At 70.3% G+C, this 22,119-nt stretch carries 18 protein-coding genes and 2 pseudogenes; 11 read left to right on the top strand and 9 right to left on the bottom strand.

The window, feature by feature from the left end:
* Positions 1 to 10: 10 nt before the first annotated feature.
* Positions 11 to 706 (top strand): MmpS family transport accessory protein, encoded by a 696-nt coding sequence (locus Q0Z83_RS08670; RefSeq protein ID WP_317793300.1) that lies wholly within the window; start codon positions 11 to 13, stop codon positions 704 to 706.
* Between the two features lies 1 nt (position 707).
* On the opposite strand, the gene Q0Z83_RS08665 is transcribed toward Q0Z83_RS08670, so the two are convergent.
* Positions 708 to 1,361 carry a hypothetical protein gene (locus tag Q0Z83_RS08665; protein ID WP_317793299.1) on the bottom strand — a complete coding sequence of 218 codons (654 nt, stop codon included), beginning with the start codon at positions 1,359 to 1,361 and terminating at the stop codon, positions 708 to 710.
* Complete coding sequence (locus Q0Z83_RS08660) at positions 1,351 to 1,761, bottom strand: MmcQ/YjbR family DNA-binding protein (protein ID WP_317793298.1); 411 nt, start codon at positions 1,759 to 1,761, stop codon at positions 1,351 to 1,353. Before Q0Z83_RS08660 ends, Q0Z83_RS08665 begins: the two co-directional genes overlap by 11 nt.
* Positions 1,762 to 1,879: 118 nt before the next feature.
* Here Q0Z83_RS08660 and Q0Z83_RS08655 point away from each other — a divergent pair, with 118 nt between their 5' ends.
* Positions 1,880 to 3,652: a S8 family serine peptidase gene (locus Q0Z83_RS08655; RefSeq protein ID WP_317793297.1), complete on the top strand. Its 1,773-nt coding sequence runs from the start codon at positions 1,880 to 1,882 to the stop codon at positions 3,650 to 3,652.
* 60 nt (positions 3,653 to 3,712) lie between these two features.
* Here Q0Z83_RS08655 and nadE read toward each other — a convergent pair whose 3' ends face one another.
* Positions 3,713 to 4,534: an ammonia-dependent NAD(+) synthetase gene (gene nadE / locus Q0Z83_RS08650; protein WP_317793296.1), complete on the bottom strand. Its 822-nt coding sequence runs from the start codon at positions 4,532 to 4,534 to the stop codon at positions 3,713 to 3,715.
* A 35-nt stretch (positions 4,535 to 4,569) separates the two neighbouring features.
* Complete coding sequence (locus Q0Z83_RS08645) at positions 4,570 to 5,571, bottom strand: NAD(P)H-dependent glycerol-3-phosphate dehydrogenase (protein WP_317793295.1); 1,002 nt, start codon at positions 5,569 to 5,571, stop codon at positions 4,570 to 4,572.
* A gap of 170 nt (positions 5,572 to 5,741) precedes the next feature.
* Here Q0Z83_RS08645 and Q0Z83_RS08640 point away from each other — a divergent pair.
* Positions 5,742 to 6,734: pseudogene (locus tag Q0Z83_RS08640) on the top strand (MFS transporter); the annotation flags it as partial.
* A 16-nt stretch (positions 6,735 to 6,750) separates the two neighbouring features.
* On the opposite strand, the gene Q0Z83_RS08635 reads toward Q0Z83_RS08640, so the two are convergent.
* A complete protein-coding gene (locus tag Q0Z83_RS08635; protein ID WP_317793294.1) occupies positions 6,751 to 7,950 on the bottom strand; it encodes a hypothetical protein in 1,200 nt (399 codons plus the stop codon).
* Entirely contained in the window at positions 7,947 to 9,059 is a 1,113-nt protein-coding gene (locus tag Q0Z83_RS08630; RefSeq protein ID WP_317793293.1) for an XRE family transcriptional regulator, read from the bottom strand. Before Q0Z83_RS08630 ends, Q0Z83_RS08635 begins: the two co-directional genes overlap by 4 nt.
* Before the next feature lie 695 nt (positions 9,060 to 9,754).
* Between Q0Z83_RS08630 and Q0Z83_RS08625 the strand changes: the two genes are divergently transcribed.
* The 5 genes and pseudogenes from Q0Z83_RS08625 to Q0Z83_RS08610 all read left to right on the top strand — a co-directional run bounded on the left by Q0Z83_RS08625 (position 9,755) and on the right by Q0Z83_RS08610 (position 17,207).
* A complete protein-coding gene (locus Q0Z83_RS08625; RefSeq protein ID WP_317793292.1) occupies positions 9,755 to 10,759 on the top strand; it encodes a multicopper oxidase domain-containing protein in 1,005 nt (334 codons plus the stop codon).
* Positions 10,756 to 14,676, top strand: a complete 3,921-nt coding sequence (locus Q0Z83_RS08620) for a ThuA domain-containing protein (RefSeq protein WP_317793291.1) — start codon at positions 10,756 to 10,758, stop codon at positions 14,674 to 14,676. The genes Q0Z83_RS08625 and Q0Z83_RS08620 overlap by 4 nt, the downstream gene beginning before the upstream one ends.
* Positions 14,677 to 14,829: 153 nt before the next feature.
* Positions 14,830 to 15,663 (top strand): annotated as a pseudogene (locus tag Q0Z83_RS56070) (cupredoxin domain-containing protein); the annotation flags it as partial.
* Complete coding sequence (locus Q0Z83_RS56065) at positions 15,658 to 16,236, top strand: OmpL47-type beta-barrel domain-containing protein (RefSeq protein WP_449701865.1); 579 nt, start codon at positions 15,658 to 15,660, stop codon at positions 16,234 to 16,236. The pseudogene Q0Z83_RS56070 and the gene Q0Z83_RS56065, both read left to right, overlap by 6 nt.
* A complete protein-coding gene (locus Q0Z83_RS08610) occupies positions 16,233 to 17,207 on the top strand; it encodes a hypothetical protein (RefSeq protein ID WP_317793289.1) in 975 nt (324 codons plus the stop codon). Before Q0Z83_RS56065 ends, Q0Z83_RS08610 begins: the two co-directional genes overlap by 4 nt.
* Before the next feature lie 115 nt (positions 17,208 to 17,322).
* On the opposite strand, the gene Q0Z83_RS08605 is transcribed toward Q0Z83_RS08610, so the two are convergent.
* Entirely contained in the window at positions 17,323 to 17,904 is a 582-nt protein-coding gene (locus Q0Z83_RS08605; protein WP_317793288.1) for an AAA family ATPase, read from the bottom strand.
* A 73-nt stretch (positions 17,905 to 17,977) separates the two neighbouring features.
* Between Q0Z83_RS08605 and Q0Z83_RS08600 the strand changes: the two genes are divergently transcribed.
* Positions 17,978 to 19,435, top strand: a complete 1,458-nt coding sequence (locus Q0Z83_RS08600; RefSeq protein WP_317793287.1) for a cryptochrome/photolyase family protein — start codon at positions 17,978 to 17,980, stop codon at positions 19,433 to 19,435.
* A 16-nt stretch (positions 19,436 to 19,451) separates the two neighbouring features.
* On the opposite strand, the gene Q0Z83_RS08595 is transcribed toward Q0Z83_RS08600, so the two are convergent.
* A complete protein-coding gene (locus Q0Z83_RS08595) occupies positions 19,452 to 19,712 on the bottom strand; it encodes a 2Fe-2S iron-sulfur cluster-binding protein (protein WP_317793286.1) in 261 nt (86 codons plus the stop codon).
* Positions 19,703 to 20,554 carry an FAD binding domain-containing protein gene (locus tag Q0Z83_RS08590; RefSeq protein WP_317793285.1) on the bottom strand — a complete coding sequence of 284 codons (852 nt, stop codon included), beginning with the start codon at positions 20,552 to 20,554 and terminating at the stop codon, positions 19,703 to 19,705. Before Q0Z83_RS08590 ends, Q0Z83_RS08595 begins: the two co-directional genes overlap by 10 nt.
* Positions 20,555 to 20,681: 127 nt before the next feature.
* Between Q0Z83_RS08590 and Q0Z83_RS08585 the strand changes: the two genes are divergently transcribed.
* Positions 20,682 to 21,002, top strand: a complete 321-nt coding sequence (locus tag Q0Z83_RS08585; protein ID WP_317797055.1) for a PadR family transcriptional regulator — start codon at positions 20,682 to 20,684, stop codon at positions 21,000 to 21,002.
* Between the two features lie 23 nt (positions 21,003 to 21,025).
* The gene (locus tag Q0Z83_RS08580; RefSeq protein ID WP_317793284.1) at positions 21,026 to 22,093 is read left to right on the top strand and encodes a hypothetical protein; all 1,068 of its coding nucleotides are present in this window, start codon (positions 21,026 to 21,028) and stop codon (positions 22,091 to 22,093) included.
* Positions 22,094 to 22,119: the final 26 nt, after the last annotated feature.

Raw genomic sequence — 22,119 nt, 5'->3', positions numbered from 1 at the left:
CCTCGGCAGCGTGACCAGTCTCGATGACGACGGTTCCACCCAAGACGAGGTACGGCGCACCGCCCCCGCCGACCCCTGGATGACCGAGGCACCCACCACGGCCATCAACGCCGAGGCACCCACCTCCGCCACCAACGACACACCCGACCCGACCGCCACGGCCCCGTACCCCGACTGGTACCAGGCACCGGACCCCGACCGCCGCCGACGCCGACGGCTCGTCACCGTCCTCGCCGTGATCGCGGTGCTCGCCGCCGCACCACTCGCCATCGACCAGTTCGGATCCGACGACAACGGCGACACGGCCGGCCCCCGCCCGACGAACTCCACCACCCCGGCCACCGAGAAAACCACCGCGAACACCCCCACAGCGGTACGCCCGGCGGCCAACCCACCAGCCACCACCGGCAACTCCCCGGCCCCGCAGGTCGTCTACGAGATCACCGCCAGCGGCACCGAGAACACCGGCAGCATCGCCTACACCGACCAGGACGGCCAGACCATCCGCCGCCACGGCATTCCCCTACCGTGGCGTACCACCTTCCCGGTCGGATCCAGCCGCAAGCCGCTCATCCTCGACGCCCAACGCAAAGGCGGCGGCGACGCCGGCCCCCTGACCTGCACCATCACCGTCGACGGCAAACTGATCGCCAGCACCACCGCCGACGGCCGCTACGCCTCCGCCCTGTGCAGCGGATCCGCCTGACTCACCCCACCCGGACCGGCGACCGCCCGTCCAGCAACGCCTTCTCCACCAGATCCCGCACCGGACGGCCGTCCTCGTCGAGGAACTCGGCGACCACACCGTCCGCGAACCCCTCCACCACCGCACCCGCACCGAAATACGGACCATCGGCCGCACCGATCAGCCGCGCACCCGACACCTCCGGCAGGTAGATCGCGCCACGCCCACCGCCCTCGATCCACACCCCCGCCGAGAACGAACCGTGCACCACCAGATGCCCCGCATCATCGAACCGGGTGAACAACACACCCTCGACCACCAGCGCCCCGCCGACGAACAACTGCCCGTGCCAGGAACACGCCAGATCCCGCACCCGCACCGACCCGGTCACATACAGCGCCGTGTTGCTGTCCATGTTCCGGAACACCGCCGGACCGTGCACGGTCAGATCACCCTCGATGACATACATCGTGCTGATCTCGTCACCCCAGTCGTCCTCCGCGACCAGCGGACCCGCCACGGTCACGTCACCACGATGGACGAACAGATACTCCGGCTCCTCGCCGTACAGATCCTCCAGATACACACTCTCCTGGCTGATCTCCCCCAGGTCGTGACCCGCCTCCCCGACCGGCACCCGCTCCCACACCGGCCGCGGCTCACCCTCAAAGAACATGCCTCTCCCCCACCACCCGCCGGACCAGGAACTTCGGAGCCATCTCGCAATAGGAGTCGGTCACCAGCTCGGCGACCTCCGTCCAGTCGGTGTGTTCCCCCAGCACCACCGCGGCCACATTACGACCCCAGTCAGCACGGAAGAACGGAAAACCGGCCGCCGTCAAACCGTGCAGATCCTCCAGCGGCACCCGGAACGTCATCACCGTCGCCGGACCCGTCAGATGCGCATACACCCGATGCCGACCCGGCTCCGGCGTATACACATGCGCCACCGTCCGCGCCCGGATCCGCCACCGCACACCGATCCACGCCGGCTCCTCATACACCTCCGGCAGCCCGCCACAGATCGACCGCAACCGCTCCAGAATCTCCGGTGACACGTCCCCAGGCGCCGACACGCCCCCGACCCTAACGCCCCGCACCACCGCTACCGGAGCGCACCCGGCCGATATCTCAAGTCACAACCCCTCCCCCGCAATCTGGCTCCTGTCAGTCATTCGGGGGAAGGACGTCATCTTGAAGGTTCAGATCCGTAGGTATGTCATCGCCGCCGCCGCGGCCGGTGCGTTCACCGCCATCGGCGCCGTCGCCCTGCCGACCGGCTCAGCCGGCTGGGAGCCCGTCACCTACGGCCTGACCGCCACCCCCGACCAGCTGCTCCCGGCCACCGTCTCGGCCGACCGACCGGCCCGCGTCGTCACCACCACCGTCGGGCGCGACGGCCGCCCGGTCGTCACCGTCAAGGAGGCCACCGACAAGCCGTCCGCCGCCCGCCTCGTCCAGGACGCCCAGCACACCGACGACGCCGTCAGCGTCGAGGTCGACGCGCCGATGTACGCCTACGAGGCACCCACCGGCACCGACCCGAACCGCGCCCAGCAGTGGAGCCTCACCAAGCTCAAGGCCGACGACGCCTGGAAGAAGTCGACAGGCACCGGCGTCACCGTCGCCGTCATCGACAGCGGCGTCGACTCCCGCCACCCGGACCTCGCCGCCAACGTCCTCAGCGGCTACGACGCCACCACCGACACCGCCGGACCCACCACCGACGCCCACGGCCACGGCACCCACGTCGCCGGCACCATCGCCGCCGTCACCGGCAACGGCGTCGGCGTCGCCGGCATGGCCCCGAACGTCAAGATCCTCCCGGTCAAGGTGCTCGGCGCCAACGGCAGCGGCAACATGTCCGACGCCGCCGAGGGCATCATCTGGGCCACCGACCACGGCGCCCAGATCCTCAACATGTCGCTCGGATCGACACAGAAGGTCACCGCGGTCACCAACGCGATCAACTACGCCCGCAGCAAGGGCGTCACCGTCATCGCCGCGATGGGCAACTCCCGCACCTCCGGCAGCCCGACCTCCTACCCGGCCGCCGACACCGGAGTCATCGGCGTCGCCGCCACCGACGCCAACGACCGCATCGCCACCTACTCCACCGCCGGCACCTACGCCGACGTCGCCGCCCCGGGCACCAACATCCTCAGCACCTACCCGACCAGCCGCGGCGGCTACAAGACCATGAGCGGCACCTCGATGGCCTCGCCGCACGTCGCGGCCGTCGCCGCGCTGCTCAAGAGCGTCGACCCGGCGCTCACCCCGGACCAGATCGAGACGACGCTGGAGAAGACCGCCACCGACCTCGGCACCCCCGGCTTCGACAAGGACTTCGGCAACGGCCTGATCAACCCGGTCGCCGCCCTCGCCGCGATCGCCCCGACCACCCCGGTCACCAAGGCCCCGACCACCCCGGTCACCAAGGCCCCGACCACCGCCCCGGTGACCAAGGCACCCACCACCGCACCCACCAAGGCGCCGACCACGGCACCGACCACCAAGGCGCCCACCACGGCACCGGTGACCAAGGCACCGACCACCGCACCGACCACCAGCGCCCCGACCGGCACCGCCGCCTACGAGGCACAGGTCATCACCCTGACCAACGCCCAGCGCACCGCCAACGGCTGCACCGCCGCGCGCACCGACGACCGACTCACCACCGCCGCCCGCGCCCACAGCACCGACATGGTCACCAACGGCTTCTTCAGCCACACCGGCTCGGACGGCAGCACCTTCGTCACCCGCGCCAACCGGGCCGGCTACACCGCGCCCTCCGGCGAGAACATCGCCTACGGCTACCGCACCCCGCAGGAGGTCGTCACCGGCTGGATGAACAGCCCCGGACACCGGGCCAACATCCTCAACTGCCAGAGCATCGCCATCGGCGTCGGCCTGGTCACCAAGGCCGACGGCACCGCGTACTGGACCCAGGTCTTCGGCCGGGCCTGACCCGAAACGAAGCCCGAAACGAAGCGCGGCCGGACACCGTCCGGCCGCGCTCGCACATACCTACCGCCACCACCCGTCGAGCGGCGTCACCGGAACCGTCCGCTTGTGCCGGGTCGCCAGGAACGTCGCCTCCAACTTCGCGGCCACCTCCGGCGCCACCTCGGCCCCTTCGAGAAAATCATCGATCTGGGCGTACGTCACACCCAGCGCCACCTCATCCGGCAGAGCCGGCCGATCGTCCTCCAGATCAGCCGTAGGCACCTTCTCCCAACTGCTCGACGGCGCACCCAGCTCCCGCAACAGCGCCGCACCCTGCCGCTTCGTCAACCCGGTCAACGGCGTCACATCCACCCCGCCGTCACCGAACTTCGTGAAGAACCCGGTCACCGCCTCAGCCGCATGATCAGTCCCGGCGACCAGCATGTTCAGCTGCCCCGCGATGGCGTACTGCGCCACCATCCGCTCCCGCGCCTTCACATTGCCCCGGACGAAGTCCCGCAGCCCCGCCTCACCCAGACCGGCCGCCGCCTGCGCCGCCGCCGCGTCGGCACCGGGCTTCACGTCCACCGTGACCACCCGGTCCGGCCGGATGAAACCCAGCGCGATCTGCGCATCCGCCTCGTCCGCCTGCACCCCGTACGGCAGCCGCACCGCCACGAACGTCGCCGCCACCCCGTCCGCCCGCAGCTCCTCGCACGCCAGCTGACACAACCGCCCGGTCAACGTGCTGTCCTGGCCACCACTGATCCCCAACACGTACCCGGTGGCCGGCGTCGACCGGAGATAGTCCTTCAGGAATCCGACCCGCTGCCGGATCTCGTCAGCGGGGTCGATCGAGGATTTGACGCCGAGCTCGGCGATGATCTGCGCACGAAGGTTCACCCGCGTACTTTATGCCCAGCTCGAACCAGCGCAGGTCAGCCCGGCTCGGACTCGTGCCCGGCCGGATGCGAGCGCAGCAACCCGTCATAGGCGCGGACCGCGGTGATGTCGCCGGTGATGACGCGGTGGATCGTCCGCGTGATGGGCATCGCCAAGCCGTGCCGATCGGCCAGCTGAACCGCCGCGTGCACGGTCTTGACACCCTCGGCGACCTGGCCCATCTCGGCCAGGATCTCCTCCAGGGTCCGCCCCCGGCCCAACTGCTCGCCGACGTGCCGGTTCCGGCTGTGCGGGCTGATGCACGTCGCCACCAGGTCACCCATCCCGGCCAGCCCGGCCAGTGTGCTCGGCTCCCCGCCCATCGCGACGGCGAGGGTGGTCAGCTCGGCGAGCCCGCGGGAGATCACCCCGGCCCGGGTGTTGTCGCCGACCCCCAGCCCCTGCGCGATGCCGGTGGCGATGGCGACGACGTTCTTCAGCGCTCCACCGACCTCGCAGCCGATCACGTCGTGGTTGGTGTAGACGCGCAGCAACCCGCGCCGGAAGACTCGCTGGATCTCGCTGGCGACGGTCAGGTCCTCGGTCGCGATGACGGTGGCCGCCGCCATCCCGGCCATGATCTCCTTGGCCAGGTTGGGCCCGGTGAGCGCGGCCGCCGGATGCCCCGGCAGCACCTCCTTGATCACCTCGGTCATCCGTAGCAGCGAGTCGCGTTCCAACCCCTTGCTGAGACTGACCACCGGAATCCACGGGTGCAGCGCGGGCCGAACCTGTTGCAGGGTGTCGCGGAATGCGCCGGTCGGCACCCCGACCACGAGCAGCTCGGCGTGCGCGGCGGCTTCGGCGAGGTCGGAGGTGGCGCGCAGCCGGTTCGGCAACGGGAAGCCGGCCAGGTAGCGCTCGTTGACGTGCTTGGCGTTGATCTCCTCGGCGGTCTCCGGATTGCGCGCCCAGATCAGCGACTCATGATCCCGGCGGGTGAGGACAGAAGCGACCGTGGTCCCCCACGACCCGGCACCCAGCACGGTGATCCGCATGATTCGCCTTTCGGTAGGCAGGCGCCGGCGACGGTGGACCGCGGCGCGAATCGAGAATACGACCGCACTCACACCGCCTACAGCATCCTAGGAGGATAGCCTGTTTCCCGTACGCTGACGGATCGACGTGGAGCGATACTCGCGGTTACAGTCATCGGCGGGGGTGACCTGTGCGGCCGACTCGGGCCATCAGTCTCGTGTTCGCCGGTAGTGGTGCGACGCAGGCCTCCTGGATGTCCCGACTTCCCGCGATTCTCGAGCAAACCCACACCGATGTGGTACGGCTGAGCGCCGGCCTGGCCATGCTGGGCATCGGCACGCTCGCCGCGATGGCGCTCACCGGGTTCGCCGTGACCCGCCTCGGTCACCGACCGGTCGTCGTCACCGGGTTCGCGCTGACCATGGTCTCGCTGGTCACGATCGCGGTGGCGCACTCACCGCCGACACTGGCCGCAGCGATGCTCAGCATCGGCGTCGGCGGCGGCATCTGGGACGCCGGCATGAACATGCAGGCCTCCGCCCTGGAACGGGACCACGGGATCCACCTGATGAGCCGCTGCCACGGCTGGTGGAGCATCGGCAGCATGGCCGCCGCCGGGGTGGGCGCGGCCGCCGCGGCCCTGTCGATCGGCCTGCTGCCACACCTCACCGTGGTCCTGCTGGCCACCGCGGTGCTCTGCGGGGTCGGGGTCTCCGCGTTCGGCGAACCCAAGACCGGCCCGCCGGACGCCGCGGTCACCACCCGCCGCTTCCCGGTTCGGCGGCTCGCGGCGATCGGCACGCTGCTGTTCTGCGGCGCCGTGGTGGAGGGCGCCGCGGGCGACTGGCTGGCCGTCTACCTGCATCAGGAACGGCAGCTCAGCCACGCCGGGGCGGCCCTCTGGTACACCCTGTTCGTGTCCGCGATGGCGGCCGGCCGGCTGATCGCGGACCGACCGCACCGGCACTTCGGCGCGGTCGGCCTGGTCCGTACCGGCGCGCTGGTCACCGCCCTGAGCATCGGCCTGGTCGTCGCCGGTCCCACCGGGTCCTGGCTGCACCTGACCGCGCTGGGCTGGGGTGTGGGCATCTGCTGGGTGTTCCCGGCCGCCCTGAGCGCGACCGGCAACGTGGCCGCCCCGTCGACGGTGGGGGCGATGACCGCCGTCGGGTACAGCGCCAGCGTGGCCGGCCCGTTCGTCATCGGACGACTGGCACACTTCGCCGGACTGGAGACGGCGATAACGGCACTGTTGCCGCTAGTGCTGGCCGTGGCGCTGTTCGCTCCGGCTTTGACCGGCGCCGACCCCGAGGAGCAGACGTGAAGCTCGACAGGTCGAAGGCGCCCACCGCCGCGTCGAGCCCGACGTTCGGGGCGAGGTCACCGATGAAGTCGCGCCAGGTCTTGCGGTCGTTCTGCCAGGCCTCGATGTAACGGACACAATCGACCGGCCGGATCGACCGCAGCCGGCCCTTCGCCGCGTCCAGGGCCCGGAGCATCGCGACACCCTTCGGTGTGGCCGGATCGATCCGCTTCGCGATCCGCTCGATCAGCCCGAGCCGCGCCCTGAGGAAGTCACTCCAGTAGCCGGTCTCCGCGGCGATCGGCAGGTGCTGGTCGAGCCGGGCGAAGATCCCCTCGGCCAGCACGTCACCGAACTCCTCACCCCGTGCCCGGTCCGGGTCGGAGAACGGATCGTAGGAGCGCTGCAACGCGTGCCCGACCTGGCTGACCGGCCGCAGGGCGGTGTCACCGAGCAGGAAGAACCAGTCCTCGTTGTAGATCTCCGGGAAGAACGAGTCGATCCGGTCGGCGGGCACCGCCAGCGCGCCCCCGCCGACGAAGGTGTCCTGCAGCTCGCCGGTCTCCCGGTTGGCGTGGCAGACCACCGAGTTGTCCGGGAAGCCGCCCAGCCGCAGGCCGACCCCGTCGTGGACGTCGAGCAGCGCGACCGCACGTTCCAGGTCGGCCGCGTCCGGCACGACGATGTCGTCGTCGAGGAAGACCACATTGCGCCACCCGGACATCCGGGCCAGCGCCAGCCCGAGATTGCGTTTGGCGCTCGTGTCGGCCTTGCGTTGCAGATGCGAGCGGCCGAGCACGGTCGACGTCTCCAGCACCGGCATGTCCCGCACCCCGGCCGCCGGGAAGTCGACCGCGACCACCTGAAGGGTCGACAGCCGAGCCAGCCGGTCCGGTACCGCACGGGCCCGGGAGTATCCGCTGGAGAGCACCAGCAGCGTGGCGTCCAGCAGCGCGGCCAGGCGTCCCGCCTCGACGAGCGCGAACTCCGGCCGGCCGCTGGGGACGATGATCGCGTCGACGGGTGCCCGGCGGTCGACCGGCCCGGGCTCCTGGATCAGGCCGCGGTGGGAATTATGGTGACCGACCCCGCTCATGCCTCGATCACGGACGGCCACTCGTGCAGCCGCTCATCATCCTGAGTCCAATCGGGCGTCACCACGGTTCCGTTCGGGTTGATCCGGACCCGCATCAGGATGCTGAACGCGGAGACGTCCGGGAAGCGTTGCCGGATGAAATTCTCGTTTCGATCCCGGAACTTCGCATCGGTCAACGCGCGGACCGCACCGTACGTTCCGCGCCCATACATGCCATTACACAATGTCACTGTTCGTCGAGAGTTGTACGGGCTTTTCCCACGGAAGAAGTGCGCGACGTCCTCCAGCAGCATCCCGTTCGATGGATCGAGCAGCGGCTCGAAGATCTGTCCCGCCCCGGCCGAGAAACAACCGGCGTCCTCGTCGTGCGGCCGGTCCCGCTGCCGGACCGGCAGGTCGAGGCGCCGGGCGATGTCGCGGTTCACCGCGTTCCAGTCGACGCCGCCGATCAGTACGAGGTGGGAGGTGAAGTCGTCCTCCTCCATCTCCTCGGAGCGGCAGATGCGGACCTCGGCAGCCGGGTTCACCGCCCGGATGTGCCCGTGCACCTCGAGAAGCGCGTCGAGGTCGGCGAGGCTGTAGGACCGGACGTAGTCGGGATCCTTGGTGTCGGTGAACGGCATCCGCTCCCGGAACCGCTTCGGCAGGCTCCCGCTGACGATGACGATCGGCCGTTGATCCGGGAAGAACCAGGTGCCGCTGCCGGCCACGCCCGGGTCCAGGCCGGCCAGCGTCGATCCGGCCGGCTCCGGCTCGGTGGACTCGCCGTCGACGAATCGCATGCCGAACAGCTCGGAGTGCAGCCGATCGCGCTCCTGCCGTTCGTCGTCGCTCAGGTCGTGCTCGCTGAGCAGACGGGCCGGGCTGCTCTCCACCGATCGCCGGGTGGCGAAGAACATCGCATATCCGGCCAACCGGCTCGCCGGTGGCAGGGCGGGATTACGGAGCGACTCCCAGGACGAGATCAGCGACAGGCTCAGGGGACCGTTCTCCCCGCCGAGCGCCTCGGCGATCTGATGCTGGGTGACCTTCAGGTCCGGCCAGTGCTCGGTGCGCAAGCTGCGCAGACGCCGAGCGAGGCGCGCGCTTTCGGGCACTCCCGGCTGCATGAGTGAATCCTTCACTGAACTTCAGACAATCCGCAAAGCCTAGGGGAAGCGCTTCCTCTACGACCAGTAGGTAACTGGAAACTCTGCGCTCAATGCGGAAGAGCGTGGTGGAACGTGAGTGAACCCCGGTCGCCACCTTGCTTCATCCAACTACAGGCGCCTAACCTGAACTTCATTGAAGAACCCTGAAGTCGGGCGTTGCGGCAACAACACCGACTAGGTCCCGCGGAAGCCGAGGGGGGCGGCCGCGGGACCTTTTCATGTTCGCCGACCGCCGATCACACGCGAGGCGATCACTCAGGGTCATATTCGATGGTATCGCTCCCATGAGGACGAACCGCAGGCGAGGCCGCGACCGATCGATCATCGCGGATGACATAAAGCCTGATCTTGCATTGACGCAACGTCATCGAAACAAACATCGCGCTCACCGATCGAACACCGCTCGACGGCGCGCCGACCCCGTCGATGCCCCCTGAAGTGCGAAGACTCCGGCAACGAACCGGTGCACTTATCGCTTAGGGACCTTTACTTTCGTCGATACGGCGCATAGCTTGATGCCATCCAGCGAAAGTTATGGATTTCCTGAGCGACACCTCGACATCACCCTTCCCTATCGACGGCGTGTCCGGTGGGACGACCTCCCGCGACACTCCGTGATGTCGCGCTGCCGTCTCACGAGTGGAAGGAGACGCATGGACGACGCCGCCCTCTCCCGTCGTTCCCTGCTCGCCACCGGCGCCGTCGGTCTCGCCGTGCCCGCCATCGGGGCGGCCGTGGCACTGACCGGCAGCGCGGCGAACGCGGGGGCGACCAGGCGGATCACCATCTGGGCCGAGGCCTTACCGGGCGGGCTCTTCGGATACGGGTTGGCGCCGGGACAGGCCACCGTGCCCGGCCCGCTGCTCGAGATGTACGAGGGCGACACCCTCGAGATCACGCTGGTCAACACCACCAACCAGCGGCTGTCCATCCACGCGCACGGCGTCGACTACAGCACCACCTCGGACGGCAGCCCGCTGCACGAGTCGTACAACGATCCGGGTGAGATCCGCACCTACGTGTGGCGGTCGCGGGAGATGTTCGCGGCGGCCGGCCGGCGGTTCATGCCGGGCAGTGCCGGCTACTGGCACTACCACGACCACGCGATGGGCACCGACCACGGCACCGGCGGTGTCGCCAAGGGCCTCTACGGCGGACTGATCGTGCGGCGGCGCGGCGACATCCTGCCGGACAAGCAGTTCACCGTGGTCTTCCACGACATGACGATCAACAACAAGGCCGCCCCGAACACGCCGATCTTCGAAGCGAACCTGGGTCAGCGCGTCGAGTGGGTCGCCATCGGCCACGGCAACCTGTTCCACACCTTCCACCTGCACGCGCACCGCTGGGTCGACAACCGCACCGGCATGTTGGAGAGCGTCGGCGACCCCAGCCCGACGATCGACAACAAGGACCTCAACCCGGGCAGCTCGTTCGGTTTCCAGGTGATCGCCGGCGAGGGCGTCGGCCCCGGCGCCTGGATGTACCACTGCCACGTGCAGAACCACTCGGACGGCGGGATGTCCGGGATCTTCCTGGTCCGCAACGCCGACGGCAGCATGCCGCCCGGCGCCGAGGAGGCGATCCACCGGTTCCAGGGCCACGCACACACCACCACGTCGCAACGCACCGACGATCATGGGGGGCACGGCGCATGAGATCAAGAACCATTCATCCGGTACGGAGGACGCTGGCCACTGCCGCCGCTCTCCTGGTCGCCGTCACGGGCTCGATTTCAGCAGTGGCGGCACCCGCTCCGGCGGCGGCACCCGCGAAGGAGTCCGTGCTGGTCTTCCACGGCGCGGCCACCAGCCAGGACGATCCGGTCGTCAAGGCCACCGCCACCATCGACGCGCTCGCCGACTCGGCCGGGCTGACCGTCACCGAGTCCACCGACCCGGCCGTGTTCACCACGTCCGGGCTGGCCGCGCACCGGGCGGTGGTCTTCCTGTCGGCGGCCGGGGCCGACCTCACCCGCGATCAGGAGGGCGCGCTCCAGTCGTACATCCGAGGGGGTGGTGGTTTCGTCGGCATCGCCGACGCGGCCAAGGCCCAGCTGGACTCGACCTGGTTCACCGGCCTGATCGGCACCCGCCCGGCCGGCTCCATCCCGGCCGCCGAACCGGTCACCAGGGTCACCGCGAGCGGCGAGAACCCGCCCAACGAGACCAAGGAGAAGCTGACCGACGCCGACAACGCGACGAAATGGCTGGTCCGCACCGCGACCGGCTGGGTGACCTACGAGCTGGCCGCCGCGAAGGCGATCACCGGGTACGCGCTGACCTCGGCCAACGACTTCCCCGGCCGGGACCCGAAGGACTGGACCCTGCAGGCCTCGGCCGACGGGCAGAGCTGGACCGAGGTCGACAAACGGACCGGGCAGAGCTTCCCGGACCGGTTCCAGACCCGCCGGTTCGACCTGTCGGCGCCGCAGAACTTCCGGTTCTTCAAACTGGACGTCACCGCCAACAGCGGGGAGCCGCTGATCCAGCTGGCGAACCTGCGGCTGTTCACCGCCGAGGCCGTGGTCCCGCCACCGCCGGCGGTCAACCAGGCGGTCGTCGACGTGCTGGACACCCGGCACCCGTCCACCGCGGGCCTGCCGCGCACCATCACCAGGTCCGACCGCTGGTACAACTGGGACCCGAACCCGCTCGGCACCGTGCACACCGTGGCCCAGGTCGAGGAACGCCACTACAACGCCGGGACCAGCGCCAACGGCCCGTTCCACCCGATCTCCTGGTGCCGTGACTACGACGGCGGCCGGTCCTTCTACACCGGCATGGGCCACACCGCGGGCAGCTACGACGAGGACGCCTTCCGTAAGCACCTGACCGGCGCCCTGAAATGGGCCTCCGGCATCGTGCGCGGCGACTGCCAGGCCACCATCGCCGCCAACTACAAGGTCGAACGGCTGACCACGGCCAACCAGACCGGGCAGCTGGACCAGATCGGCGAGCCGCACGGCCTGACCATCGCCGCCGACGGCACCGTCTTCTACGTCGGCAAGGCGGCCTGCCCGACCGGCCCGGTCGTCAGCTGGGACGACCCGAAGGTGGGCCTCGGCTGCGGCACCATCCACTCCTGGAACCCGCGTACCAAGCAGGTGAAACTGCTGACCACGTTGCCGGTGATGGGCAACCGGGGCAGCGGCACCGAGCTGGTCAAGAACGAGGAGGGCCTGCTCGGCATCGTGCCGGACCCGAAGTTCGCCGAGAACGGCTGGCTCTACGTCTACTGGATGCCGCACGACTCGGTCGACCGCACCAAACGGGTCGGCGAGCGGACGGTCAGCCGGTTCACCTACGACCACGCGGCGCAGACCATCGACCAGGCCACCCGCAAGGACCTGCTCAAGTTCCCGGTGCAGATCCACAGCTGCTGCCACGCCGGTGGTGGCATGGCCTTCGACAAGGCCGGCAACCTCTACATCGGGTCGGGCGACAACAACTCGTCCGAGGGCTCACAGGGCTACTCCGGCAACAACTGGACCCAGGAGTACGCCGGCATCTCGTTCCAGGACGCCCGGCGCACCTCGGGCAACACCAACGACCTGGCCGGGAAGATCATCCGCATCCACCCGGAGGCGGACGGCACCTACACGATCCCGCCGGGCAACCTGTTCCCGCCGGGCACCGACAAGACCCGGCCGGAGATCTACGTGATGGGCGTGCGCAACATCGCCCGCCTGCAGATCGACCCGGAGACCGACTGGCTGACCGCGGGCTGGGTCGGCCCGGACGCCACCAACCCGAACCCGGAACTGGGTCCGGCCAAGTACGAGACGGCCACCATCATCACCTCGGCCGGAAACCAGGGCTGGCCGTACTGCATGGGCAACCGGCAGCCGTACCGGGACCGCAGCACCACCGACGCCACCCAGCTCACCGGCTGGTACGACTGCAACAACCTGAAGAACAACTCGCCGCGCAACACCGGCCTCGTCGACATCCCGCCGGCCCGGGACAACATGATCTGGTACGCGCCCGGTGGTGGCGGCCCGGTCTTCCCGCCCCGCGCCGACGGCAGCGGCGTCCCCAACTACGTCAACGCCGACGCCGTCTACACCCAGCCGTACCTGCGCGGCGGCGGCCAGGCCGTGATGTCCGGCCCGACCTACCACCACGACCTGACCGACCCGAACAGCACGGTGAAGTGGCCGGTCTACTGGGACGACAAGTGGTTCATCGGCGACCAGTCGAACGCCGCCAACCGGGTCGCGATCACCGTCGACCCGGCCGGGGTGCCGCAGCAGAAGCCGCCGCTGTTCGGTGAGACACTGCGCGCCATCCTGCCCGGCGGCAACGCCGACAACCGGCTGATGAGCTGGATGGACGCCAAGTTCGGCCCGGACGGGGCGCTCTACCTGCTCGACTACGGCGGCGGGTTCTTCAGCCTGCACGCGGCGCAGAAACTGCTGCGGGTGACCTACACCGGCGGGGCGGCCACCCCGGCACCGCAGGCCACCGCGGTCGCGGTCCAGAACAAGCCGCTGACGTACGCCTTCACCGGCTCGAAGTCCGGCGGGGTGAGCCACCGCTGGGAGTTCGGCGACGGAACCTCGTCCACGCTGGCCGACCCGCGACACGTCTACACCGAGATCGGCGCCTACACCGCCCGGCACACCGTCACCTACGCCGACGGCGAGACGGTCACCACCCAGGTCACCGTCGACGTGGGCTGCGCGGTCCCGGACACCCGGACCAACGTGTGGCTGGCCGACACCGACACCGGGGTGCCCAGCAAGCAGGTCGGCGGCGGCTGCACGGTCAACGACCTGATCGACGACGAGAGCACCTGGCCCGACCACGACGGTTTCGTCCGGCACGTGACCGCGGTGGCCCGCGACCACGTCGGCGGCCGGGACGCCGGTGTGCTGACCCGAGCGGCGGCTGCCACCTCGATCGGCCGGCCGGGTCACACCGGATACGAGCCGCTGTTCGACGGCACCGCCTCCTCGCTGGCCGGCTGGCAGCAGGCACCGAGCGGCCAGTTCGCCATCCGGCCCGACGGATCGCTACGCCCGTCCGGTGGGCTGGGCATGCTCTGGCACACCCGGGAACTGGCCGACTTCTCCCTGAAACTGCAGTTCAAGGACGTCGCCGCGGGAACCACCCGGGCCAACAGCGGGGTGTTCACCAGGTTCCCGGATCCGCGGATCCCGCTCGCCGACCGCCCGGCCGGCAGCTGCGGCACGGTCGGATCGGCCCGCACCTCGCAAGCCTGGGTGGCCATCTACTGCGGCCACGAGATCCAGCTCTACGACGGTGACACCGGTGAGCCGCAGAAGACCGGATCGATCTACAACTTCGACCCGGTGACCCTGGCCGACGCCCGCGTCACCCCGAAGAACCAGTGGAACGACTACGAGGTACGGGTCGTCGGGCAGCACTACACGATCCTGCGCAACGGCGTGGTCATCAACGAGTTCGACAACACGCCCGGCAAGCAGTCGTCGCGGGCCGGTGATCCGGCCACCGACCTGCGGCAGTTCCTGCGCGGGCACATCGGGCTGCAGAACCACGGCGACGCCGACCTGATGGAGTTCCGCAACATCCGGGTGCGCGCCCTCTAGAACAGACAGGAAGTTGCCGTGAACCGAACCATCCCACGCCTGCAAGCGGGAGCGGCGCTGATCGTCGCCCTGTTGCTGGCGGTACTCGCGGGCGCCACCCCACCGGCGGCCGCGGCGCAGACCCTCACCTGGACCGCGGGCGACGACATCACCGCCTACCGTTCGGCGCCCACCACCGCGGTCGCCGGAGCCACCACGATCGTGTGGGAGAACAGCGCGGCCACCGGCAACACCACCGGCATGCCGCACACGCTGACCTTCGACACCAGCACCGACGGCTACAACCACGACGTCAACCTCAACATCCTGGCCAGCCCGTTCGACACGAACAACGGCCGGCACACGGCGACGGTGACCCTGACACCCGGGAAGTACCGGTACTTCTGCACCATCCCCGGGCACAGCACGATGGTCGGCGAACTGACCGTCACGTCCGGAAACCCCGACCCCGACACCACCGCGCCGACGGTCACCGCACAGGTCTCCGGCAACCGGGACAGCCAGGGCGCCTACGTCGGGTCGGCGACCGTCACCGTCACCGCGAGCGATGCCGGCTCCGGCGTCCGCGGCGTCGAATACCAGATCAACGACACGAGCTGGCAGCCGTACGCCGCACCGGTCCCGATCACCACGATCGGCGACTACTCCGTGCAGTTCCGGGCGACCGACAACGCCGGGAACACCTCGCAGCCCGGCTCGGTGGCCTTCCGGGTGGTCGCCGGCCAGCCGCAGGACACCACGGCCCCGGTGGTGACCGGGCAGACCACCGGCACCCGCGACAGCGCCGGGAACTATGTGGGGACGGCCACCACCACGGTGACCGCGACCGACACCGGCGGGTCCGGGGTGGCCCGGATCGAGTACCAGCTCGACGGCGGCGCGTGGCTCGTCTACAGCGCGCCGGTCGTGGTCGGCTCGGTCGGGGCGCACATGCTGCACTACCGGGCCACCGACAACGCCGGTAACACCGCGGCCGAACAGATGGCGGCCTTCACGGTCGTGGCGCCGCCGGTCGAGGACACCACGCCGCCGCAGGTCACGGCGACGGTGACCGGGGAACGTGACACCGGGGGCGACTACCTCGGCAGCGCCACCGTCACCGTCACCGCCAGTGACACCGGCGGGTCCGGGGTGAAGGCGATCGAATACCGGCTCGACGACGGCGCCTGGACGGCGTACACCCAGGCGGTCGGGATCTCGACCTCGGGTTCGCACACCGTGCGTTATCGGGCCTCGGACAACGCCGGGAACACGGCGGCCGAGAAGTCGGTGGCGTTCACCGTCGTCGAACGCGGCTCGGACGCCTGCCCCGACTCCGACACCCGCGACACCGTGATCATCGGCGGCAACGACACCCGGATCCGCAACGTCGACACCGGCAACGGCTGCACCATCAACGACCTGATCGCCGAACGGGCCGACTACCCCACTCGCGCGGCCTTCGTCAGGCACGTCGAGGCGGTCACGAACACGCTGGTCACGGCCGGAAAACTCACCCAGCGGCAGGCGGGGACCATCGTCCGCGCCGCGGCGGCATCGGACAGAGGAGAACAAGCATGAGGCACATCGCCGCGACCTTCACCGCCGTGCTCGTCACGGTCGCGCTCACTCCCGCACCGGCCGGAGCCGCGCTGGTCACCCACTGCATCGGCACGGGCGGGGCGGTCACCGTACCCAATGATCTGTATGTCCCGGCCGGCGAATCCTGCGACCTGACCGGCACGGTGATCACCGGAAACGTCAGCGTCGCGGCCGGCGCCAACCTGGTCATCGACGGCGGTCGCGTCGACGGCGACGTCCGGGTCGCCGCCGACGGATACCTCGACGCCTCCGGCAGCACGGTCGGCGGTGCGGTGGTCCTCGCCGCCGGCGGCTACGGCCTCTACCTGCGAGACGCTTCGACCGGACCCGTCACGGTACGGCCGAAGGGCACCGCCACGGTCGACAGCTTCCTGTTCGCCGAGGCGACCACGATCACCGGCTCGGTCAACTCGCAGGCCGGTGAGGTGCGCCTGGACCGGGGCAGCGAGATCACCGGCGGGGTGAGCACCACCGGCACCTACTACACCGACGTGCACGACTCGTTCATCGACGGGGTGCTGTCCGTGCTCAACAGCTCCACCGGCAGTGTGGTGTGCGGCAGTGCGGTCCGGGGGCGGTCGACGTTCGCCGGCAACCTCGGCGGGGTGCAGCTCGGCCCGAACGGCGGGCTCGACAGCTGCGCCTCCGGTGGGTACTTCGGCCGGGACGTGAGCATCACCAACACCACCGGCGGGGTCAGCGTCGAGGACACCATCATCGACGGCACCCTCACCGTCAACAGCAACAACCCGGCCGCCCGGATCGGCACCGACAACCGCATCCGCGGCGGCGTGATCAGCACCCAGGCGGCCGGGACGGCCGGTCTCGCCTCGGCGCAGCGCCGGGCCACGGCCGCCGCCCGCGACGGTGACGCCGCCGCCGAACGCACCGAGGAACGGCGCGCCGAGGCCGTCCAGGAGGCGACGGCCGCCGGTCAGGCCGACCTGTAACCCGCACCCGGGCCGGGAGCCGTGACGGTTCCCGGCCCGGCCCGGCCCTTCCCGACCGGCGTCCGCCTTCCCGCCCGGCCCTCCTCAACCGGCACCCCTTCCCGCCCGGCTCTTCTCAACCGGCGGCTCGGGGCAGGTCGAAATGGATGACGGCCAGGTCGGCCACCTCGGCCGGGGAGAGGTGGGTGTTGTCGATGCGCAGGTGGTCGTCGCGGCCGTCGAACTCGCCGTCCGACCTGAGCCGGTACCGCCGGTCCAGGTCGAGCAGGTTCTGCCGGGAGAACACCTCGTCCCGCTTGGACGGTTTCTCCGCCAGCCGCGACGCGCCGCCGTTGCGTTTGAGGCGTTCCTCCTGGTCGGCCTGCAGTTCCAGAAACAGCACCCGGCCGCCACGGGACCGGAACGGCTCGGCGAAACCGTCGACCGCCCGCCCGTCCTCCGGGTGGTCGAACGCCCACACGAACGTGAAGATCAGCCCCGGCAGGTCACTCGCGGCGACCTCCTCGATCAGCTGCCGGCGGAACCCGTCGACGAGCCGGCCGAACGGCGGGCTCCCGAACGGGAAGAACCGCAACACCGGCTCGATCGCCATGTGATTGTGAAACAGCCGCAGGCCGGTCCGCTCGCCGATCTCGGCGCCGACGGTCATCTTCCCGACGGCCGGTGGGCCGACGATGAACAGCATGGTCCCGGTCACGCTGCCGGACTCTATCGGCCCCATCGGCGCTGTTGTCACCGGCTTCTCACCGGCGGCGCGGAAGAATGGCGGCATGAGGACGAGGTGGCTGTTCGCCGACCAGCTGGGGCCGCATTTCCTCGACGCCCCGGGGCAGCCGGCCCTGCTGATCGAGTCGAAGGCGGTCTTCCGGCGACGCGCCTTCCACCGGCAGAAAGCGCATCTCGTGCTGTCCGCGCTGCGCCACCGGGCGCACGAGGGCGACGTGCGGCTGGTGCGCGCGGAGACGTATCGCGAAGTGATCAAGGAACCGCTGACCGTCTGCCATCCCACCTCGCGGGCCGCCCGCGGTCTGGTCCGGCGTCTGCCGGGCGTCGAGATGCTGCCGCCGCGCGGTTTCGTCACGGCCCCGCGGGATTTCGTGGCCTGGGCCGACGGCCGCGACCACCTGCGGCTGGAGGATTTCTACCGGCACGCCCGGCGCCTGCACGACGTGCTGATGGACGGCGGCGAACCGACCGGCGGCCGGTGGAACCTCGACGCCGACAACCGCGAACCACCGCCGCGAGGCGTCCGGCGGCTCGACGCACCGGCGGCGCCGCCGATCGTCGAGGACGAGATCGACCGGGAGGTACGGGCGGAGCTGGACCGCTGGCAGCACGACGACGGCATCGTGTTCGTCGGCAACGACGGCCCCCGCCTGTTCCCGGCGACCCGGGCCGAGGCACTGGCCCGGCTGCGGCATTTCATCGAGCACCGGCTGCCGCTGTTCGGGCCCCACGAGGACGCGATGCTCGCCCACGACCCGTGGATGGCGCACAGCCTGCTCAGCCCCGCGATCAACCTGGGCCTGCTGGACCCGATGGAGGTGATCGAGGAGGCCGAAGGGGCCTACCGGTCCGGGGCGGCACCGCTGGCCGGGGTGGAGGGCTTCATCCGGCAGCTACTCGGCTGGCGCGACTTCGTCTGGCATCTGTACTGGTATTTCGAGCCACGCTACCGGTCGGCCAACGAACTGCGGGCCCGCGGGCAGCTGCCGAAATGGTTCGCCGAACTGGATGCCGACGCGGTCGGCGCACGATGCCTGTCCGATGTGCTGGCCGGGGTCCGCGACCGCGGCTGGGTCCACCACATCCCGCGGCTGATGGTGCTGGGCAACTACGCGATGCAGCGCGGCTGGCGGCCCGCGGCCGTCGCGGACTGGTTCCACAGGTGCTTCGTCGACGGCTACGAGTGGGTGATGACGGCCAACGTCGTCGGGATGAGCCAGTACGCCGACGGCGGCCGGATGAGCAGCAAACCGTATGCGGCCGGCGGCGCGTACGTGAACCGGATGAGCGACTACTGCGGTGGTTGCCGCTACGACCCGAAGGTGCGCTCCGGCCCGGACGCCTGCCCGTACACGGCGGGCTACTGGAGTTTCCTGGCCCGCCACGAGCAGGACCTGGCCGGCAATCATCGGATGGCCCAGCCGCTGCGCGGCCTGCACCGCCTGAGCGACCTGGAGGCCCTGCTGGAACAGGAGAAGGCACGCGGCTCACGCGCCCCGTGACCCGCTCCGGATCGATTCAACGCGGCCCCAGTATCGCTCGTGGCGGCCGCCCGCCGGCTGATGTGCCGCCGCCGGGTGTGGTGACGACCCGGGAGCCGGAAGCCTGGACGGCCAGCATCAGGCAGGAGCGGATCTCGTCGCCGTCGAGGGTCAGGGTGCAGCTGCCGCAGGTGCCGTCGGAGCAGGCGGCGGGGTGGGCCAGGACGTCGGCCAGGGTGCGGCCGGGGTCTACGTCCAGGGCTCGGGTCGTGCCGTTCACGGTCAGCGTCACCCGCATCGGGCGGCCCCCTGCCGGGCGTGGCGCAGTGCCCGGCGGGTCAGCACCTGGAACGCGCTTCGGCGGTCCGGCAAGCGGGCGTCGTCGTCGAGGCGGCCGGTGTCCTGTTCGGCCGCGGCCTCCGCGCTGGAAGCGATCGCGGTGTCCGAAAGGGTGGTTCCGGCCAGCTCGATCTCGGCGGCTGTCGCCCGTACCGGATGAGGCCCGGAATTGACCAGGCAGATCGCCGCCGCGCTGACCCGGCCCTCGGTGACGGTGACCGCCGCCATCGTCGCCGCCTGGGGGTAGACCGAGGACCGGCGGTCCTCCGCGTAGCCGACACCGGTGCCCTCCGGCAGCACCGGCAACCGGGCCTCGACCAGCAGTTCGTCCGGCCGCCGGACGGTGCTGAACGGGGCCGTGAAGAAATCGTCGGCCGGTACGGTCCGCCGCCCGTCCGGGCCGTGCAGGACGAGCCGCGCGCCGATGGTCACCGCCATGGCCGGCCATTCGGCGGCCGGATGCGCAAACGCGAGACTGCCCAGCATCGTCCCGCGGGCCCGGATCGGCGGGTGCCCGTTGTGGCGCACCACGACCCGCAGCAGGTCGCCGAGCGGCCCGCCGACCAGATCCGACTCGAACGTCCGGTGCCGGACCAGCGGCCCCACCCGCAGGTGCCCGTCGGTCTCGGCGAGCGTGTCGAGTCCCGCGACCCGGTTGATGTCGACCAGCCGGTACGGCGGCGCGCCCGGCCTGGTCACGGCCGGGACCAGGCTCTGTCCCCCGGCCAGCACCGACGTCTCCCCGTCGGCGAGTGCCCCGAGCACCTCGTCGACGGTTCGCGCGGCAAGGTAATGCGTCATCCGCGTCTCCTCCCCGATTGCGGGACGGTATGGACCGGCGGATCGCGCCGCAAACGTCGGGACTTCGAATTCGCTCGAACGATTGACCATATATTGATCAGCAATATATGTTGCCGCGGTGAGTGAGATGCGCGAGACGACGTTCCTGATCCTCACCGCGCTCGCCGACCGGCCACGCCACGGGTATGGGATCGTCCAGGAGGTCTCGGTCCTGTCCGGCGGCCGGGTGGCGCTCCTGCCCGGCACCCTCTACACCGCACTGGACCGGCTGACCGCGCAGGGTCTCGTCGAGCTCAGCGGCGAAGAGGTGGTCGACGGCCGGCTGCGCCGCTACTACCGGCTATGCGCCGACGGCCGGGCCGAGCTCGCCCGGCAGTCCGAGCGGCTGCGCCGGCTGGCGTCGGCCGCCGACTCCCGGCTCAAGACGCTGCGCCCCGACCCCGCCTGACGCGACGTTCCCAGGGAGCGATGATGCACCGCTGGCTGCTGCTGGCCTACCCCCGTGACTATCGTCGCGAGCGCGGGGCGGAGATCCTCGAAACGGTTCGTGCCATGGCCCCGGCCCGGCGCGGCCCGCGCCTGGTGGCGAACCTGATCGGCCACGGCCTGCGGGCCCGGCTCGGGCGGCCGGCCAGCCGCAGCGTGGCCGTGTGGGCGACGGTGTTCACGCTCGCCTGTGCCCTGTTCGGCGCGTCGTTCGCCACCTGGGTGGCCTGGACCGGGTCCCGGCCGCTCGACCACTCCGAGCTCGCCGGTGTCGTACGACAGCTGTATCCGGGTGACCCGGCGGGCGACATCGCCGACGCCGAGCCGCCGGCCGTGTTCGTCGTCTACGGCAGTCCGCTGAGCTGGGACTCGGTGGACGACCTGCTGTTCGGTGACGGCGGCGAGTACGCGCCGGCCACGATCGCCGCGTCCTTCGACCGCCTGCCCGGCGGCGACCGCGCGCAGACCCTCACCGGCCTGCGGCAACGCCTGGAGGCGGCCGGCTGGGACAGCCGCGGCCCGGTCTACTCGAACTCGTACGAATGCATCCCCGACGCCCCGCAATGCGACCCGGCGACGATCCCCTCCGACATCACGGTGTACGCGATGCGCGGCGACAACGTCCTCGACATCCACCTCTACGGCCCCGGCACGACCCCGGTGATGGACCTCGCGATGGCCCGGGCGACACCGTGGACGGTGTATCCGGCCGGGATCGCCGGGTTCCTGGTGGCGGCGCTGTCGGCCTGGTTCCTGTTCGGCTGGGCGAGCCGCCGCACCGAGCACGGCGGGCCACTGACCAGGGCCTCGGCGAATCTCCTGTACGGCACGGGCATGTTCCTGTGGTGGGCGCCGATCCTGTTCAGCGCGCCGCTGGTGCTCCTGCACCACACCGGGGAGCCGCACTTCCGGTGGCATCCGCTGTGGGAGTGGCTCGGCCAGCCGACCCTGTCCCTGCCGTTCCTGCTCGGCGGTCTGTCGTTGACCGCCGCGCTGACCCTGACCGCCCTGCCCCAGCGCCGCCCGGCCGACCGCCCCCTGGCCCACAGCTGATGGCTCGGGATCTGCCGCAGGCGCAG

The sequence above is a fragment of the Actinoplanes sichuanensis genome (assembly GCF_033097365.1).
In the GTDB taxonomy this organism is placed as follows: domain Bacteria; phylum Actinomycetota; class Actinomycetes; order Mycobacteriales; family Micromonosporaceae; genus Actinoplanes; species Actinoplanes sichuanensis.
The sequence above is the reverse complement of the archived record's forward strand: the minus strand, read 5'-3'. Positions and strand labels throughout refer to the sequence as shown.

What these genes read in the sequence shown, in the direction of transcription:
- Q0Z83_RS08600 (WP_317793287.1), top strand. Translation starts at nt 17,978, where the DNA reads ATGAGGACGAGGTGGCTGTTCGCCGACCAGCTGGGGCCGCATTTCCTC.
- Q0Z83_RS08630 (WP_317793293.1), bottom strand. Translation starts at nt 9,059, where the DNA reads ATGCAGCCGGGAGTGCCCGAAAGCGCGCGCCTCGCTCGGCGTCTGCGC.
- Q0Z83_RS08580 (WP_317793284.1), top strand. Translation starts at nt 21,026, where the DNA reads ATGCACCGCTGGCTGCTGCTGGCCTACCCCCGTGACTATCGTCGCGAG.
- Q0Z83_RS08645 (WP_317793295.1), bottom strand. Translation starts at nt 5,571, where the DNA reads ATGCGGATCACCGTGCTGGGTGCCGGGTCGTGGGGGACCACGGTCGCT.
- Q0Z83_RS08595 (WP_317793286.1), bottom strand. Translation starts at nt 19,712, where the DNA reads ATGCGGGTGACGCTGACCGTGAACGGCACGACCCGAGCCCTGGACGTA.
- Q0Z83_RS08625 (WP_317793292.1), top strand. Translation starts at nt 9,755, where the DNA reads ATGGACGACGCCGCCCTCTCCCGTCGTTCCCTGCTCGCCACCGGCGCC.
- Q0Z83_RS08610 (WP_317793289.1), top strand. Translation starts at nt 16,233, where the DNA reads ATGAGGCACATCGCCGCGACCTTCACCGCCGTGCTCGTCACGGTCGCG.
- Q0Z83_RS56065 (WP_449701865.1), top strand. Translation starts at nt 15,658, where the DNA reads ATGGCGGCCTTCACGGTCGTGGCGCCGCCGGTCGAGGACACCACGCCG.
- Q0Z83_RS08590 (WP_317793285.1), bottom strand. Translation starts at nt 20,554, where the DNA reads ATGACGCATTACCTTGCCGCGCGAACCGTCGACGAGGTGCTCGGGGCA.
- Q0Z83_RS08635 (WP_317793294.1), bottom strand. Translation starts at nt 7,950, where the DNA reads ATGAGCGGGGTCGGTCACCATAATTCCCACCGCGGCCTGATCCAGGAG.
- Q0Z83_RS08665 (WP_317793299.1), bottom strand. Translation starts at nt 1,361, where the DNA reads ATGTTCTTTGAGGGTGAGCCGCGGCCGGTGTGGGAGCGGGTGCCGGTC.
- Q0Z83_RS08620 (WP_317793291.1), top strand. Translation starts at nt 10,756, where the DNA reads ATGAGATCAAGAACCATTCATCCGGTACGGAGGACGCTGGCCACTGCC.
- Q0Z83_RS08585 (WP_317797055.1), top strand. Translation starts at nt 20,682, where the DNA reads ATGCGCGAGACGACGTTCCTGATCCTCACCGCGCTCGCCGACCGGCCA.